Origin of the sequence: Actinomycetospora sp. NBC_00405, from assembly GCF_036044095.1 — a bacterium.
GTDB classification, from domain to species: domain Bacteria; phylum Actinomycetota; class Actinomycetes; order Mycobacteriales; family Pseudonocardiaceae; genus Actinomycetospora; species Actinomycetospora callitridis.
Genome location: NZ_CP107938.1, coordinates 5,085,610 through 5,101,276, shown reverse-complemented (window position 1 = coordinate 5,101,276; position 15,667 = coordinate 5,085,610). Strand labels below are relative to the sequence as shown.

The window sequence follows — 15,667 nt, the reverse complement described above, 5'->3', positions numbered from 1 at the left end:
TGACCCGGGCCACACGGGCGGCGCTTGTGCGGCGGGGACGAAACCGCGGGCAGCCCTTGTCCCCGTCCCGTCTCCCGTCCCCTGGTCCTCCACTGGGCCGGACGAGTGCTGGTCCCGGTCCCCGACCGGCGGTTACGGTCCGAGGACGGCCGCCGTGGGCCGACGAGCGCACTCGGATGGTGGTGCAGGGTGGTGACGATCGAGCCGTCCCCCGTCCCGGAGGACGCGGTCGCCACCGTCGCCGAGGTCGCCGACGCGCTCGCCCCGCGGCGCACCGAGGTCAGCGTGTCGATCAGCGACGTGCTCGCGACCCGCATCGACGAGCTGCGCGGCGACCCCGCCCTGCGCGACCTGCTCGGCGCCAGCGTCGAGGGCAACGTCGAGACGATCCTGCACGTGCTGCGCCACGACCTGGATCCGCGCGGCGTCGAGCCGCCGGCCGCGGCCGTCGCCTACGCCGAGCGGCTGGCGCAGCGCGGGGTCCCGGTCAACGCCCTGATCCGGGCCTACCGCGTCGGGCAGGCCCACCTCATGGAGTGGGCGTTCGCCGAGGCCGCGCGACGGCTCGGCGCCACGGCCGCGTCGCAGCGGATCGTGCTCGTGGTCATGGACTACGTCGACCACGTCACCCAGCACGTCGTGGCGGCCTACGAGGCCGAGCGCGACCGCACGCGCCGCAGCCGTCATGCCCTGCGCGTGGCGCGCGTGCGCGACGTCCTCGCCGGCCGCGCCCCCACCGGCCCCGACGACCGGCTCGCGGTCGAGTCGACGCTGGGCTACCGCTTCTCCGCGGTGCACCTCGGCCTCGTGGTGTGGCTGGAACCGGAGCCCCCCGACGGCACCTTCGCCGCTCTCGAGCGCGTCGCGCTGGACCTGGGGACCGCGCTCGAGGCCGCGGGCCGCCCGCTCGTGGTCCCGTGGGACGCCGCCAGCGTGCTGGCGTGGCTGCCGTGCCGCAACGACACCGCCCCGTCGCGCGAGGTCGTCGCCCGCGCCGTCGCCCGGCACGGCGACGCGGTGCGCGTGGCGTGCGGATCGCCCACCCCCGGCCCCGACGGCTTCCGTACCACGCACGACCAGGCCCGGCGGGCCCGTGACGTCGCGCTGGCGTCCGGGGAGGGCGCGCCGCCGGTGACCCTGTTCGACGAGGTGGGGGCGGTGGCGCTGCTGTGCGCCGACGCCGAGGGCGCCCGGGCGTGGGTGCGGCGGGTGCTCGGCGCGCTCGCCGAGCCCGAGCCCGCCACCGCCCGTCTGCGCGAGACCCTGCAGGTCTTCCTCGCCACCGGCGGCAGCCTCGCCACCACGGCGCGGCGGCTCCAGGTCCACCGCAACACGGTCAAGTACCGGGTGGGCCGCGCGTACGAGGTCCGGGGCCGGCCGCTGGGCAGCTCCGACCACGACCGCCTCGACGTCGAGCTCGCGCTGCGCGCGTGCGTGTGGCTGGGCCCGCCCGCAGCCCCTGCTGATTAGCCCCGCCGACTAGTTCATACGGCCGGCTAGCCTTCGCGGTCGCGCCGGCTCCGGCCCAGCCCCAGGCCGAGCACGCCGAGCAGGGCGCCCGCCCCGAGCAGACCTGCGGTGGCGCGGGGGCCGGGCGTGCGACTGACGGTGATGGCCGGCCGGACGATCACCGGCGCGGGCTCCGGCAGCTCCTCACGCTCGTTCTCCTTGAGCGTGGCCGCCCAGGCGGTGACGAAGAGGATGAAGCGTGAGACGAAGTTGGCGAACACCAGCAGACCGATGATGGGACCGAACGCGGCGCCGGCGGGCGAGTTGGTGACGCTCGAGATGTAGACGGTCATGATCTGCTGGAGGATCACGAACCCGACCGCGGCGAACAGGGCGGCGCGGACCGCCGAGCGCAGCGTCACCGGCTCGCGCGGCAGCCGGGCGATGACCCAGAGGAACACCAGCCAGTTCGCGGCGAGGGTGACCACCAGGCCGGCGAGGAAGAACAGGAACTGCGCCCAGGTCTCGTCGCCGAGGCCCAGGAACTCGAGGATCGTCGACGAGAGCCCGGTGCCGACCCCGGTGATGGCGAACGAGAGCCCGAAGGCGAGCCCGAGCCCGAGCATGGCGAGCAGGTCGCTGCCGTAGCGCTTGACGATCGACGGGGGCTCGCCGCGCTGGTCCCACTGCTCGGAGAGCGCCTCGCGCAGGTTGCTCATCCACCCGAGCCCGGAGAACAGGGCGCCGAGCAGACCGATGATGCCGACCGCGTTGCGCTGCGCGATGGCCTGGTCGATGACCGAGTTCAGCAGGTCGCCGAGCCCCGGCGGCACCGCGGCCGTGATGGCGTTCTGGATCTCGGTCAGCAGCGCCTGGTTGTTCGCCAGCACGAACGCCGCGGCCGCGAACGCGACCATGAGCAGCGGGACGAGCGCGAGGATCGAGAAGAAGGTGATCGCCGCGGCGTAGTGGTCACCGTGCTTCTCGGTGTACCGGGTGGCGGCGCGGATCAGGTGGTCGAGCCAGGGGTACTTCGCGCGCAGCTTCTCCAGCTGCGTCGGCTCGGTCGTCCCGGAACCGTTCGTGTCGGTCGTGCTGGCGGCGCTCGTCATCGCTGCGCGTCGTCCTCTCGCGGTCCCCGACTCCCCGCGGGCCGACCGGCCCGCGCGGGGACCGACTACCCCGCGTCGTCGACCCTCACGCGCCGTTCACGCAGGTGCGCCGCCTCCGTACGGCTCCGGGTCGAACGTCCCGTTGCGCACGCGGAAGGACCGGGCGGTGCCCGGCCAGAGGAGCGTCAACCGCCCGCTGGTCTCGTCGACGTACCAGCTGGCGCACCCGCCCTGCAGCCAGACCGTGTCCTCGCTCATCGCGTCGATCTCGCGGGTGTAGGCCTCCTCGGCCTCGGCGGTGACCTCCAGCGAGGTCCCGGGCCGGGTCCGCAGGTGGTCGAGCGCGCCGAGGACGTGGTCGATCTGCGTCTCGATCATGTACACGGCCGAGTTGTGGCCGAGGCTCGCGTTCGGCCCGTTGATCACGAACATGTTGGGGAAGCCGTGCACGGCGGTGGAGGCGTGCGCGGTCATCCCGTCGGCCCACCGCTGCGCGAGCAGGCCGTGGCGTCCCTCGATGCGCTGCGCGAACGGCAGCCGCGTCGTCCAGAAGCCGGTGGCGAGGACGAGGGCGTCGACGCGGTGGTGGGCGCCTGAGGCCGCGATCGCCGTCGACTTCTCGACGCGGGCGAGCGCGCTGGGCTCCAGCGTGACGTCGTCGCGGCGCAGCGCCGGGTAGAGGTCGTCGGAGATGACGATGCGCTTGCACCCGATCTCGTAGTCGGGGGTCAGGCGGGCGCGGAGCTCCGGGTCCGGCACCTGGGTGGCGAGGTGCTGGAGGGCTCGGTCGCGGAGCCGGTCGATGTCCGGGCGCACCCGCCGGCGCGCGTCGATCGCCCGCTCGGCCTCGTCGAAGAGCTCCTCGCGCAGCGCCCGCTCCGCGCCCGGGTCGAGGGCGAAGCCGCGCCGCTCCTGCGTGGTGTAGGCGCGGTCGCCGCGCGGCACCACCCACGGCGGCGTGCGCTGGAAGACCACGAGCCCGGCGGCCCGCCCGGCCAGCGCGGGCACGATCTGGGCCGCCGAGGCGCCCGTCCCCACGACGCCGACGTGCTTGCCCGCGAGGTCCGCGCCCCCGTCCCAGCGCGCGGAGTGGAACACCGGCCCCGCGAAGTCGGACAGGCCGGGGATCTCGGGGATCCGAGGCTCGGAGAGGCGACCCGCGGCCACGGCCAGCACCCGCGCGCGGTAGGTGCCCGCCGACGTCTCGATCCGCCACCGCGTCCCGTCCCACCGCGCGTGCTGCATCTCCGCGCCCAGGCGCAGGTGGGGGTCCAGGCCCTCGTCACGGGCGCATTCGCGCAGGTAGCCGTGGATCTCGTCGCCCGGCGCGAAGACGCGCGACCAGTCGGGCTTGGGCCGGAAGGAGAACGAGTAGAGGTGCGACGGGACGTCGCAGGCGACGCCGGGGTAGCGGTTGTCGCGCCACGTGCCGCCGACGCCGTGGGCGCGCTCGAGGATGACGAACGACTCCCGCCGCCGGCGGGCGAGCCGGATCCCGAGACCGATCCCCGCGAAGCCCGCGCCGATGATCGCGACGTCGACATCGGTCGTCGAGCTGGTCACGGGGTGCCTCCCCGCAGCACCGCCACTCGGTCCGCCGGCGGGTCGCCGTAGACGGTCGTGCGCTGGCGCGGCGTCCGCCCGAGGTCGGCGGCGAGCGCCTCGACCTCGGCGAGGGTCAGCGCCCGGCCCGCCTCGGCGCCGGCGGACGGGTCGAGGACGCCGTCGAGCAGCAGCCCGCCGACGTCGTCGGCACCTCCGCGCAGGACGGCCTCGGTGAGCCCCGGACCGAACTTGGGCCAGGCGGCCTGCACGTGCGCGATCCGCCCGTGCAGCAGCAGCCGCGTGACGGCGTAGAGGGCGCGGGTCTCGCGGGTGGTGTCAGCGTGGGGGCCATGCTGACGTTCAAGGTCAGGAAATCCACCCGGTGGCAGGGCTTCCGGCGGGATCGGCATGGCGATCATCTCGGTGAACCCGCCGGTGCGGTCCTGGATGGCGGCCAGGGTGCGCAGGTGGGCGACCTGGTCGGCGGGGGTCTCGACGTGGCCGTAGACCATCGTCGCCGTCGACCGCAGGCCCACCTCGTGGGCGGTGGTGATCAGCTCGATCCAGCGGGCGGCGGGGATGTCGGTGCCGCCGGTGAGCCGCGCGCGGATGTCGTCGTCGAGGATGCGTGCCGCCGTCCCCGGCACCGACCCGAGCCCGGCGTCGCGTGCGGTCTCGAGGAACTCCCGCGGCGAGAGGCCGAGGCGGGCGGCGCCGTCGGCGACCTCGGCGGGCCGGAAGCCGTGGACGTGCAGCGGCGCGCTGCCCGTGATCAGCGCGAGCAGGTCGAGCTGCCCGCGGTCCGGGGCGTCGGGGGGCAGCGGGCCCTGCACGCACACCTCGGTGGCCCCGAGCGCCCAGGCCTCGTCCGCGAGGGCGGCGGCGTGCTCGGGGTCGCGGACGACCGCGGTGTCGAGGTTGCGGTTGGCGACGAACGTCAGCTGGTCGCCGACCACCTCGCGCCGCACCTCGTCGGCGAGCTCCGCCAGGGCCTCGAGCTCCTCGCCGTCGGCGGCGAGCAGGTCGACGTAGGCCTCGTCGGACAGGCCGGCAGGGTCGTTCTCCGCGCGGGCGAGGGCGGAGCGGGCGGGAGCGGTCATCGGGCGGCGGTCATCGGGCGGGGGCAGGGCTCACGCTCGCGGGCGAGCCCGCGCTGGTCGGCCAGGGCGATCACGGGGTCGACGAGGTCGGGGTGCAGCCAGGTGTTCGGGTCGCGCACGTAGCGGGGGTAGATCGTGAGCCGCGGGGCCAGGGTGAACCCGGCCGACGCCGTGACCCGGCGCAGCGCGTCGAGACCCGGCCAGGGGCGCTCGGGGTTGACGTGGTCCGGGGTCACCGGCGACACCCCGCCCCAGTCGTCGATCCCGGCGCGCAGCAGCAGCGCCTGGTCCTGGGCCGCGCTGGCCGAGTCGTCCAGGTCGCCGGCGAGGTTCGGCGGCGCCTGGACGCTGACCCCGAGTGGCATGATCATCCTTGCGACGGCCACCGCGGCGACGAACGCGTCGAACTCGGCATCGGGCTCGCCGCGCATCGCGGTGTCGGGCTTGGCGCGGAAGTTCTGGACGATCACTTCCTGCACGTGCCCCCCGCGCCGCGCGGACTCGGCGAGCAGCAGCAGCGACTGGGCGCGCTCGGCGCGGTGCTCGCCGATGCCGACGAGGATCCCGGTGGTGAACGGCACCCGCGCGCGGCCGGCGTCGTCGATCACCCGGCGGCGCAGGGCGGGCTCCTTGTCGGGCGAGCCGAAGTGCGCCCCGCCCGGCTGGGACCAGAGCCGGGTCGCGGTGGTCTCGAGCATCATCCCCATCGACGGCGACACCGACCGCAGCCGCTGGAGCTCGAGGAGGTCCATGACGCCGGGGTTGAGGTGCGGCAGCAGCCCGGTCTCCTGGAGGACCGCTTCTGCACTCTTGTAGACGTGGTCGAGCGTGGAGGTGAGGTCCCGCGCGCCGAGCCAGTCCCGGGCGGCCGCCCAGCGGGCCTCGGGGCGGTCGCCGAGGGTGAACAACACCTCGGTGCAGCCCTGCTCGGCGCCGGCGCGGGCGATCTCGAGGACCTCGTCGCGCTCGAGGTAGGCCGCCGGGAGGCGCCCGGGCACCGTGGCGAACGTGCAGTAGTGGCACCGGTCCTGGCACAGGCGGGTCAGCGGGACGAAGACCTTGGGGCTGTACGTGACGACGCCCGCCCGGCCCTCGCCCGCGAGGTGCTCGTCGCGGCGCGCGGCCGCGGCCGCCAGCAGGACCTCGAGCTCCTCGCCCCGCGCCGCGAGCGCGATCGTGGCGTCGGCGAGGGTCGGGGCGTCCGTCGCCAGGCGCTCGAGCGCCGCCCGCACCTCGGCGCGCGAGGGCTCCGCCGGCTCGTCCAGCTCGACCAGCGCGGGCGGCGGCACCGCCGGATGTCCGAGATCGGCCACGTCCCGAACCTACGCCGCGACCCGCCCGCACGCCCACGACCGCACGTGGGTCTGGACACGGCGCGTGCAAGCCCTGCGTCCACGCTTGCACTGGGTGCCAGGAAATCCGCGTCGATCACGGGCTGCCCGCCGGCGGGGCGTGGTCCAGGGTGGGCGGGTGGACGCCCGGAGCCGTGCGCTCGCCGCGCTGTGCGCCACCGAGATCGTCAGCTGGGGCGTCCTCTACTACGCGTTCCCGGTGCTCGTGGGGACGATCAGCGCGGACACGGGCTGGTCGGTCGGCGCGGCAACCGGGGCGTTCTCCGTCGGTGCCCTGATCTCGGCCGGCGCCGGGATCGTCGTCGGCCGGCTGATCGACCGCCGCGGCCCGCGCCTGGTGATGACGACGGGGTCGGTGATCGGCGTCCTCGCCACCCTCGCGATCGCCGCGGCCCCGACCCTGCCGCTCTTCTACGCGGCGTGGGCGGTGGCCGGCCTCGCGCAGGCCGCGACCTTCTATCCGCCGGCGTTCGCCGCGATCACCGGCTGGTACGGCGAACAACGGGTGCACGCGCTCACCACGCTGACCCTCGTCGCCGGGTTCTCCAGCACCGTCTTCGCCCCGCTCACCGCCGCGCTCGTCGGGCCGCTGGGCTGGCGCGGCACGTTCGTCGTGCTGGCCGGGATCCTCGCCGTCGTCACCGTCCCGCTGCACGCGCTGCTGCTCACGCCGCCGTGGCGCCCGCGCGAGCACGCGGGCGGCGAGGCGGACGGGCCGCAGACCGACGCCGAGCACGCCCGCACCGTCCTGCGCACCCCCCGCTTCGTCGCCGTCACCGTCGTCATGACCGCCGGCGCCTTCGGGCTCTACGCGACGACGATCAACCTCGTCCCGCTGCTCGAGGGACGCGGGCTCGACCTGGGCCTCGCCGCGCTCGCCCTCGGGCTCACCGGCGCCGGGCAGGTGCTCGGCCGGCTCGGCTTCGTGCCGCTGGTCCGCCGGACGGGGCCGAGGGCGCGGATCGCGATGTTGTTCACGCTCGGCGGGGTCGGTGTTGTCGCGCTGGCCCTCGTGCCGGGCCCGGCGCCGCTGCTCATCGCCTTCGCCGTCGTCGCCGGCGCCGGGCGCGGGCTGCACACCCTGCTGCAGGCCTCGACCGTCGCCGACCGCTGGGGCACCCGCGCCTTCGGCCGGATCAACGGTGTCTTCTCGGCGCCCGTCACGCTCGCGGTCGCGCTCGCGCCGGCCGGCGGGGTCGCCGTCGCCGGGCTCGCCGGCGGCTTCCCGGCCATGTTCCTGGTGCTCGGCCTGGCCACGCTGCTCGCGGCGGTCGTGGGCCTCGTGGTCTGACGAGCCGCTCGTGATCGTGGGGGATTTCCAGCCCCTATCGGCGTGCAGAATCGAATCGTCAGCTCAGGCCCCCAGGCTGGCACGTCAGAGCCTCGCGAGGTGCGCGGCCACGGCGGCGTCGAGGCGGGGGGTGTCCCCGGTCGCGAGCAGGTCGAGCAGCGCCCCCCGCAGGACGGCGAGCAGCAGGGCGCGCTCGGCCGGGTCGTCCACGTCCTGGTGCGCGGCCAGCAGGGCGTCCCAGTCGGCGACGGTCCGGGCCGCGAACCCCGCCCAGGGGGCGTCCGGGGCGGCGCCGACCGAGCGCGTGTAGGCCTCGAGCCACAGGCGCAACAGGGCGCGGTGCCCCGGCGCCGCCAGCCAGGCCCAGACGCGCGCGCCGACCGTCGCGAGGTCCGCAGGCCCGTCGCGCAGACCGTCGAGGACGGCGAGCTGGTCGGCACGCGAGCGGGCGAGCAGGGCGGCGATCAGCCCGTCCTTGCTGCCGAAGAGGAACAGCAGCACCCGGGGGCTCGACCCGATCGCCTCGGCCAGCGGTCGCAGCGACATCCCCGCCCACCCGTGCTCGAGCACCCAGGCGTACGCGGCCTCGAGCAGTTCCTGACGCCGCGCCGACCCCTCCGGCTCGCTCACGGGCACGTCCGTACCAGCCCTGCGTCCACGCTTGCACTCAACGCCAGGGGATCCACATCGTCAGTGTGCTTCACTGAAACAGGCGTTTCAGTGAGGAGGTCGACATGGGCGAGGTCACGATCCGGTCGATGGACCGGCCGGGGGACCTGGGATGGGTCCTGATGGCACACGGGGAGCTCTACGCCCGCGAGTACGACTGGACCACCGAGGCCGTGACGGCGCGGATCGTCGCCGACCACGCGGCGCACGGCCGGCCGGACCGCGACGCCGGGTGGATCGCCGAGCTCGACGGCCGGCGCGTCGGCAGCGTCCTGTGCGTCCGCGAGGACGAGCGCACCGCGCGCCTCCGGCTGCTTCTCGTCGACCCCGACGCCCGCGGCCACGGCCTCGGCCGGCAGCTCGTGACGTGCTGCATCGACTTCGCGCGCGACGCCGGCTACGCGCGCCTCGTGCTGTGGACCAACGAGCCGCTCGCCGCCGCCCGGCACCTCTACCTCGACGCCGGCTTCACGCTCACCGGCGAGGGGAGCCACCGCGAGTTCGGCGCCGAGGTGCTCGGCTAGTCCTACGCGCTCGACCTGACTCCCTGATCGCGCGCCTCACCCCTTGACCGTATCCCTCGGTCCTGTTCTTATATCAACCTAAGGGTTGTCCAACCGAGGAGATGATGATGAGGACCACCAATGCGGCCGCCGGCCCGACCACGACCCGCCCCCGGGCGGCCCGTTGGGCGCTCGGCGTGCTCCAGGTCCTGCTGGCCGCCCTGTACCTATTCTCCGCGTTCGGGAAGATCTCGCTCGACCCGATGGTCGTCGAGGGGTTCGCGATGATGGGGATCGGGCCGGGCCTGACGGTGACGATCGGTGTCATCGAGCTCGCCGCCGCGATCGGGCTGCTGATCCCCCGGCTCTCCGGCCTGGCCGCCACCGGGTGCGTCGTCCTCATGACCGGCGCCGTGATCAGCACCCTGGCCACGCTCGGCGGCGCGATGGTCCTCGTCCCCGCCGTCGTGCTGGTCTGCGTCGCGGTCGTGGCGTGGGTGCGGCGTCACGAGACCGTGGCGCTGGTCCGGGACCCGCGGGCGGCGCTGACCCGCTGACCCGCTGACCGACCCACCGACCAGCTGACCCAGCTGACCCAGCTGACCCGGCCGACCCGGCGGGTCAGGCGTCGGTGGCGGGGGAGCGCGGACGCACGGTGCCGTCGCCGGGGACGTCGGGCGTCGCGTCGCCCGGCTCCTCGTCGGCCCCCACGGTGGTCGTCCCGGCGACCGACTTCGGCTTCTCCCCCGGAGAGCCGTCCCCCGGAGACCCGTCCCCCGGTGACCCGTCCCCCCGAGACTCCGCCCCCGGAGCCGCGTCCCCGGCGCCCTCCTCGTGCTCGCCCGTGCGCCGGTCGATCTGCTCGCCGAAGTACCGCAGGATCTCCGCGATCACCGCCGCCACCGGCACGGCGAGGAACGCCCCGGCGATGCCGGCGAGGCTCGAGCCCGCCGTCACGGCCAGGATCACGAGCGCCGAGTTGAGCCCGAGGCCGCGGCCCTGGACCAGCGGCTGGAGCAGGTTCCCCTCCACCTGCTGCACGACGAGGATCAGGATCAGCACCCCGAGCGCCGTCGCCGGCCCCTGGATCACGAGCGCGATGAGCACGGCGAGCGCACCCGCCACCAGCGCCCCGATGATCGGGATGAACGCGCCGAAGAACGTCAGCACGGCCAGGGGCAGCGCCAGCGGGACACCGAAGACCACCAGGCCGATACCGATGAAGACCGCGTCGACGAAGCCGATGAGCGCCTGCGAGCGGATGAACCCGCCGAGGCGCAGCCAGCTGCGGGCGCCCATCTCGGCGAGGTGGTCCCCGGACGTCGGCCCCGCGGTGCGACGCACCCAGGGCAGGAACGTCGGGCCGTCCTTCACGAACAGGAACGCGAGCACCAGCGCGAGCACCGCGTTGATGACGCTGTTGGCCACGGTGGTGAGGCCGGTGAGGACACCGGTGGCGATCTGGCCCGCACTCTGCTGGAGGCGCTCGACGGCCGCCTGCACGTACCCGCCGATCTGGCTGGCGCCGAGGTTGAACGGCGGTCCCTGCAGCCAGCCCTGGATCTGCTGGATGCCGCCGACGGCCCCCTGCGCGATCTGCGGCGCCTGACCGGCCACGGACGGCGCGATGAGCGCCACGACCCCGCCGAGCACGGCCAGCCCCAGGATCAGCACCAGCGCCGTCGCCAGCGCGCCGGGGACCCGGCGGCGCCGCAGCCACGTGACCGGGGGCTCGACGATCGTCGCGATCACGAGCCCGAGGAACACCGGGAACACGATGTCCCAGAGCTGGATCAGGATGAGGCCGACGACCGTCAGCGCGGCGACGACGATGAGGAAGCGCAGGCTCCAGCGGGCGGTCCAGGCGAGTCCCTCGCCGATCAGGTGCCCACGGGTCGGGGCGTCCCCCCGTGCGAGGTCCCGGGAGGCGGGGGCCTCGTCCATGGAGCCGAGTCTGTCAGCGATGGGAGTCCTCCGGCGGCCGGTTGCGGGCGTGTGCGGGTGCCCGGCGGGCGCGCACGTTACCCCCGTTCGAGGACGGGGGTCCGGACGCACGCGGGCCCCTCTCCCGAGGTGGGAGAGGGGCCCGGGTGGGAGCAGATCGGGCGCTAGCCCATCGCCTTCTAGCCCGTCGCCTTCTAGCCCATCGCCTTCTAGCCCATCGCCTTCTAGCCCATCGCCTTCTAGCCCATCGCCTTCTAGCCCATCGCCTTCTGCAAGCCCTCGTCGATCGCGTCGAGGAAGTCCTGGGTGTTGAGGGACTTCGCGTCGCCGCCCACCAGCAGCGCCAGGTCCTTGGTCATCTTCCCGGACTCGATGGTCTGCACGCAGACGTCCTCGAGCTTCTGGGCGAACTCGACGAGCTCGTCGTTCTTGTCGAGGCGCCCGCGCTGGGCGAGGCCGCGCGACCACGCGAAGATCGAGGCGATCGGGTTGGTGGAGGTCTCCTCGCCCTGCTGGTGCTTGCGGAAGTGCCGCGTCACCGTGCCGTGGGCGGCCTCGGCCTCGACGGTGCCGTCGGAGGTCATGAGCACCGAGGTCATCATGCCCAGCGAGCCGAAGCCCTGCGCGACGATGTCGGACTGCACGTCGCCGTCGTAGTTCTTGCAGGCCCAGACGTAGCCGCCCTCGGACTTGATGGCCTGGGCCACCATGTCGTCGATCAGGCGGTGCTCGTAGGTGAGGCCCGCCTTCTCGAAATCGGCCTTGAACTCCGACTCGAAGATCTCCTGGAAGGTCTCGAGGAACATGCCGTCGTAGGCCTTGAGGATGGTGTTCTTCGTCGACATGTAGACCGGGTAGTTGCGGTCGAGGCCGTACTGCAGCGAGGCCCGCGCGAACTCCTCGATCGAGGCCTTGAAGTTGTACATGCCCATCGCGACGCCGCCGTCGACCGGGAACTCCGCGACCTTGTGCTCCTGGGCCTCGCCGTTCTCCGGCGTGTAGGTGATCGTCACCGTGCCCGGGCCCGGCACCTTGAAGTCCTGGGCGAGGTACTGGTCACCGTGCGCGTGGCGGCCGACGACGATCGGCTTCGTCCAGGACGGCACGTAGCGCGGGATGTTCTGGCAGACGATCGGCTCGCGGAAGATGACGCCGCCGAGGATGTTGCGGATCGTCCCGTTGGGCGAGCGGTACATGCGCTTGAGGCCGAACTCCTCGACCCGCGCCTCGTCCGGCGTGATCGTCGCGCACTTGACGCCGACGCCGTGACGCTTGATGGCGTGCGCGGCATCGACCGTGACCTGGTCGTCGGTCTCGTCGCGGTGCTCGATGCCGAGGTCGTAGTACTCGAGGTCGATGTCGAGGTACGGGTGGATCAGCTTGTCCTTGATGAACTGCCAGATGATCCGGGTCATCTCGTCACCGTCGAGCTCGACGACGGTGCCCTCTACCTTGATCTTCGCCACGGCTCGAATGCCCTCCTCGCGGGCGCCGACCACCGGCGCCGTCCGACCTGCCCGCACGCTATCAACGCAGCGAGTACCCGGAACGGGCGCGCGGGCCACGAGGGGCGGACGTCACCGTGTGGCGAGCGGTCCCCCGGTGATCGTGAGCGCCACGGCGATCACGACGAGCCCGAACAGGACGTAGGTGACGATGTCCACCCGGCGGCTGCGGACGGCGAGCAGGCCGGCCGCCGTGCGGGTCAGGCTCGCGCGCAGCGCCCCGGCGAGCAGCAGGGCGAGGCCCAGCTCGGTGGTGCCCTCGCGCCAGTGCTGCAGCGCGATGCGGCCGAACGCGAGGCCCACGACGAGCATCACCGCGAGGAACGGCAGGTGCGCGCGGACCTTGCGGATCATCTCGGCGCGCGTGGTGCGCGGGCGGGCGTGCCGTCCCGCCGTGGACGGGAGCACCTCGGTGGGGCTCTCGTCGGGCGGCGGCGCGGGCCGGCCCGTCGGCTGGGGTGCCGACGGCCGTCCCGGGCGCGGGGTCACGGCGGTCACCGCACGTTCACTCCGTCCCGCGCTCCGCGCGCTCGACGACGTTGGTGAGGAGCATGCCCCGCGTCATGGGGCCGACACCGCCCGGGACCGGCGCGAGGTACGAGGCGACCTCGGCCACCTCGGGGGCGACGTCCCCGACGAGGCCGTTCTCGCCCCGGGTGATGCCGACGTCGAGCACGGCGGCGCCGGGCTTGACCATGTCCGCGGTGACGAGGCCGGGCACGCCGGCCGCCGCCACGATCACGTCGGCGGCCCGGAGCTCGGCGGCCACGTCCTTGGTGCCGGTGTGGCACAGGGTGACGGTGGCGTTGACCGAGCGGAGGGTCAGCAGCAGGCCCAGCGGCCGCCCGACGGTGACGCCGCGGCCGAGGACGGTGACCTTCGCGCCGTTCAGCGGCACGTCGTAGCGGCGCAGCAGCTCCACCACCCCGCGCGGGGTGCACGGCAGCGGGCCCGGCTCCTGGAGCACGAGGCGCCCGAGGTTGGTCGGGTGCAGGCCGTCGGCGTCCTTGTCCGGGTCCATGCGCTCGAGGGCCGCGCCGGAGTCGAGCCCCTTCGGCAGGGGCAGCTGGACGATGTAGCCGGTGCACGCCGGATCGGCGTTGAGCTCGTCGATCACCTTCTCGACGTCGGCCTGCGTCGCGTCGGCGGGCAGGTCGCGGCGGATCGAGGTGATCCCGACCTTCGCGCAGTCGTTGTGCTTGGCCCGCACGTACGAGTGCGAGCCCGGGTCGTCGCCCACCAGGACGGTGGCGAGGCCGGGGGTCCGGCCCGCCGCGGTCAGCGCGGCGACCCGTCCGGAGAGCTCATCGAGGATCGACGCGAGGGTGGCCTTCCCGTCCAGCTTGGTCGCGGTCACGACCTCATGATGGCAGGTCGGCCGTGCGCTCCCGGTCGCCTCGCCGCCGCAGCGGCCACGGAGCGGCGGCCACGACCGCCGCGACCAGGGTGAGCAGCGCCCCGAGGACGGTCGTGACGCCCGGGGTCCCGGCGGCCGACGGCAGCACGAGGTCGAGGACGAGCGCGCCGACGACCTGGCCCGCCACGGCGCCGAGCGAGAGCAGCAGGACCCCGACCTGGCCGACCACCCACGCCCCGAGCCCGATGAAGATCGCGCCGAACGGGCCGCCGAGGTAGAGGTACCAGGCGCCCGGCAGCGGGTTCGGCGGCCCGAGGACGAGCACCGCGACGAGCGCGGCGAGCACCAGCGCGATCAGGCCGACGACGAAGTTGATCGTCGCTGCGGGGAGCACGGAGGCGACGAACGAGTCGCGCTCCCCGTCGCCGGTCTGGGTGCCCGCGCCACCCGCGGCCGCCGCGACCCGGCCGTTGAGCGCCTGCTGGGTGGCGATGGCGAGCCCGGCGGCGAGCGGGACCAGCGCCAGGGCGACGGGGGCGTCGGAGCTGATCGACGGGGCCACCGACAGCACCACGGCGCCGAGCATCAGCAGCGCCCCGACGACCCGCGGCGGCGTCGTGGCACGGGGTCCGGCCGGTCCGAGGCCGACGCGGTCGGCGACGAGCCCGCCGCTGGACTGGCCGGCGACGACCGCGACCGTGAAGAGCGCCGTACCCAGCACGTGCGCGGTGACGCCCTGGCCGGCGACCAGCAGCGCGCCACCCAGGCCGCCGAGCAGCTGCCAGGACCGCAGGGTGCCGCGCCGCCGCGCCGACCCCACGCGCCGCAGGCCCCGGCGGCCCGGGCGCAGGAGCGCCACGAGGATCAGCAGCAGCACCAGCCCGAGACCGAACGAGATGACCGCGGCGAGGATCCCGTCACCGAGCTCCGCGCCGAGCTCGGCGTTCACCCGCGCCTGCCCGACGATGAACATCCCGGTGACGAAGGCCCCGGCGAGGCCGACGAGGGTCCGCGAGCGCTGGGAAGCCACGGTCCGGGGACGGTAGTACCGCAGTGGGGCTCCTACCGGCCGAACTCCTCCTGGGCGGAGTGACGGAGCGACCACGCCCTGCGACAGGACCGGGGGTCGACGAGACGGGCTGTCGCCGTGTTCGCCGCGGCCACGCCGCCGGCGTACACCGCGTGCTGGACCATGCTCGTCACCAGCAGGCGACGCTCCCACCGCCAGGGCGGCGGGGTCTCGCCGAGCACCGGGAACAGGCCGAGGGCCATCGTCTGGCAGCCGACGAAGAAGGCCAGGCCCGGCCCGGGCTCGCGTCCGAGTACGCGCTGGAGGGCGACGTGGCCGACCCCGACCGCCGAGCCGTAGCCCCAGTGCACCAGCCAGAACAGGGTCTGCCGGCCCCGTGCGGAGCGCGGTGCCCAGCCGACCACGTGCTGCAGCAGCGTCGAGGCGGCGATGACGACGTGCTCGCTGTCGTCGTAGTCGAGGATCTCCTCGATCTCGTCGACACGGATGCCGTCGCGGCGGGCGTGGAGCTCACGGTGCAGCCGTGCCGTCAGGGCCATCGCCCCGGTGCCGACGGCCCCGCCCACCACGCCGCGCGCGACCTCACGCAGCACCGTCGCGCTCCCGCGCCGTGCGCCCATGGGCGTCAGCTTGCCCTGGATCGGTTCACGATGCGGGCGCAGAGGCTCTCTGTCGGCGTACCCCTCCGTTCGGGCGGTGCCGTAGAGGGCGTGGTGCGCCTCACACTTGTGAAGCACGGGGACGACACCGTGCGCCCACCCGTACCAACGGGACGGGTCGACCGACGGTGTCCCGGGCGACAACCCACGA

At 74.2% G+C, this 15,667-nt stretch carries 15 protein-coding genes; 4 read left to right on the top strand and 11 right to left on the bottom strand.

The window, feature by feature from the left end:
* Positions 1 to 192 precede the first annotated feature (192 nt).
* Positions 193 to 1,470 carry a PucR family transcriptional regulator gene (locus OG774_RS25235; protein WP_328305067.1) on the top strand — a complete coding sequence of 426 codons (1,278 nt, stop codon included), beginning with the start codon at positions 193 to 195 and terminating at the stop codon, positions 1,468 to 1,470.
* 26 nt (positions 1,471 to 1,496) lie between these two features.
* Here the strand turns inward: OG774_RS25235 and yhjD are convergent, their stop codons facing one another.
* The 4 genes from yhjD to cofG form a co-directional block, all read right to left on the bottom strand.
* On the bottom strand, positions 1,497 to 2,561 hold the full coding sequence (gene yhjD / locus OG774_RS25230; RefSeq protein ID WP_328305066.1) for an inner membrane protein YhjD: 1,065 nt from the start codon (positions 2,559 to 2,561) through the stop codon (positions 1,497 to 1,499).
* A 96-nt stretch (positions 2,562 to 2,657) separates the two neighbouring features.
* Positions 2,658 to 4,124: a flavin-containing monooxygenase gene (locus tag OG774_RS25225; RefSeq protein ID WP_328305065.1), complete on the bottom strand. Its 1,467-nt coding sequence runs from the start codon at positions 4,122 to 4,124 to the stop codon at positions 2,658 to 2,660.
* Positions 4,121 to 5,206: an FO synthase gene (locus OG774_RS25220; protein ID WP_328305064.1), complete on the bottom strand. Its 1,086-nt coding sequence runs from the start codon at positions 5,204 to 5,206 to the stop codon at positions 4,121 to 4,123. The genes OG774_RS25225 and OG774_RS25220 overlap by 4 nt, the downstream gene beginning before the upstream one ends.
* Entirely contained in the window at positions 5,203 to 6,519 is a 1,317-nt protein-coding gene (cofG, locus tag OG774_RS25215) for a 7,8-didemethyl-8-hydroxy-5-deazariboflavin synthase CofG (protein WP_328305063.1), read from the bottom strand. Before cofG ends, OG774_RS25220 begins: the two co-directional genes overlap by 4 nt.
* A 157-nt stretch (positions 6,520 to 6,676) precedes the next feature.
* On the opposite strand from cofG, the gene OG774_RS25210 reads away from it, so the two are divergent.
* Positions 6,677 to 7,849 (top strand): MFS transporter, encoded by a 1,173-nt coding sequence (locus tag OG774_RS25210; RefSeq protein WP_328305062.1) that lies wholly within the window; start codon positions 6,677 to 6,679, stop codon positions 7,847 to 7,849.
* A gap of 84 nt (positions 7,850 to 7,933) precedes the next feature.
* Here the strand turns inward: OG774_RS25210 and OG774_RS25205 are convergent, their stop codons facing one another.
* Positions 7,934 to 8,479, bottom strand: coding sequence for a TetR/AcrR family transcriptional regulator (locus OG774_RS25205; RefSeq protein ID WP_328305061.1), 546 nt, complete (start codon positions 8,477 to 8,479; stop codon positions 7,934 to 7,936).
* Positions 8,480 to 8,583: 104 nt separating this feature from the next.
* On the opposite strand from OG774_RS25205, the gene OG774_RS25200 reads away from it, so the two are divergent.
* Both OG774_RS25200 and OG774_RS25195 read left to right on the top strand, forming a co-directional pair.
* Positions 8,584 to 9,042: a GNAT family N-acetyltransferase gene (locus tag OG774_RS25200; protein ID WP_328305060.1), complete on the top strand. Its 459-nt coding sequence runs from the start codon at positions 8,584 to 8,586 to the stop codon at positions 9,040 to 9,042.
* Between the two features lie 107 nt (positions 9,043 to 9,149).
* Entirely contained in the window at positions 9,150 to 9,578 is a 429-nt protein-coding gene (locus OG774_RS25195; RefSeq protein ID WP_328305059.1) for a DoxX family protein, read from the top strand.
* A gap of 64 nt (positions 9,579 to 9,642) precedes the next feature.
* Here OG774_RS25195 and OG774_RS25190 read toward each other — a convergent pair whose 3' ends face one another.
* The 6 genes from OG774_RS25190 to OG774_RS25165 form a co-directional block, all read right to left on the bottom strand.
* On the bottom strand, positions 9,643 to 10,965 hold the full coding sequence (locus OG774_RS25190) for an AI-2E family transporter (protein WP_328305058.1): 1,323 nt from the start codon (positions 10,963 to 10,965) through the stop codon (positions 9,643 to 9,645).
* Between the two features lie 254 nt (positions 10,966 to 11,219).
* Positions 11,220 to 12,431: an NADP-dependent isocitrate dehydrogenase gene (locus OG774_RS25185; RefSeq protein ID WP_328311156.1), complete on the bottom strand. Its 1,212-nt coding sequence runs from the start codon at positions 12,429 to 12,431 to the stop codon at positions 11,220 to 11,222.
* 111 nt (positions 12,432 to 12,542) lie between these two features.
* Positions 12,543 to 12,968 (bottom strand): DUF3017 domain-containing protein, encoded by a 426-nt coding sequence (locus OG774_RS25180; RefSeq protein WP_328305057.1) that lies wholly within the window; start codon positions 12,966 to 12,968, stop codon positions 12,543 to 12,545.
* 7 nt (positions 12,969 to 12,975) lie between these two features.
* Entirely contained in the window at positions 12,976 to 13,827 is an 852-nt protein-coding gene (locus OG774_RS25175) for a bifunctional methylenetetrahydrofolate dehydrogenase/methenyltetrahydrofolate cyclohydrolase (RefSeq protein ID WP_328305056.1), read from the bottom strand.
* A gap of 4 nt (positions 13,828 to 13,831) precedes the next feature.
* Positions 13,832 to 14,857, bottom strand: a complete 1,026-nt coding sequence (locus OG774_RS25170) for a DMT family transporter (RefSeq protein ID WP_328305055.1) — start codon at positions 14,855 to 14,857, stop codon at positions 13,832 to 13,834.
* A 32-nt stretch (positions 14,858 to 14,889) separates the two neighbouring features.
* Entirely contained in the window at positions 14,890 to 15,477 is a 588-nt protein-coding gene (locus OG774_RS25165; protein ID WP_328305054.1) for a hypothetical protein, read from the bottom strand.
* Between the last annotated feature and the right edge of the window lie 190 nt (positions 15,478 to 15,667).

Bases quoted from the DNA above. Each gene is read 5' to 3' on its own strand.
- OG774_RS25220 (WP_328305064.1), bottom strand. From the start codon at position 5,206: ATGACCGCTCCCGCCCGCTCCGCCCTCGCCCGCGCGGAGAACGACCCT.
- OG774_RS25165 (WP_328305054.1), bottom strand. From the start codon at position 15,477: ATGGGCGCACGGCGCGGGAGCGCGACGGTGCTGCGTGAGGTCGCGCGC.
- OG774_RS25195 (WP_328305059.1), top strand. From the start codon at position 9,150: ATGAGGACCACCAATGCGGCCGCCGGCCCGACCACGACCCGCCCCCGG.
- OG774_RS25200 (WP_328305060.1), top strand. From the start codon at position 8,584: ATGGGCGAGGTCACGATCCGGTCGATGGACCGGCCGGGGGACCTGGGA.
- OG774_RS25190 (WP_328305058.1), bottom strand. From the start codon at position 10,965: ATGGACGAGGCCCCCGCCTCCCGGGACCTCGCACGGGGGGACGCCCCG.
- yhjD (WP_328305066.1), bottom strand. From the start codon at position 2,561: ATGACGAGCGCCGCCAGCACGACCGACACGAACGGTTCCGGGACGACC.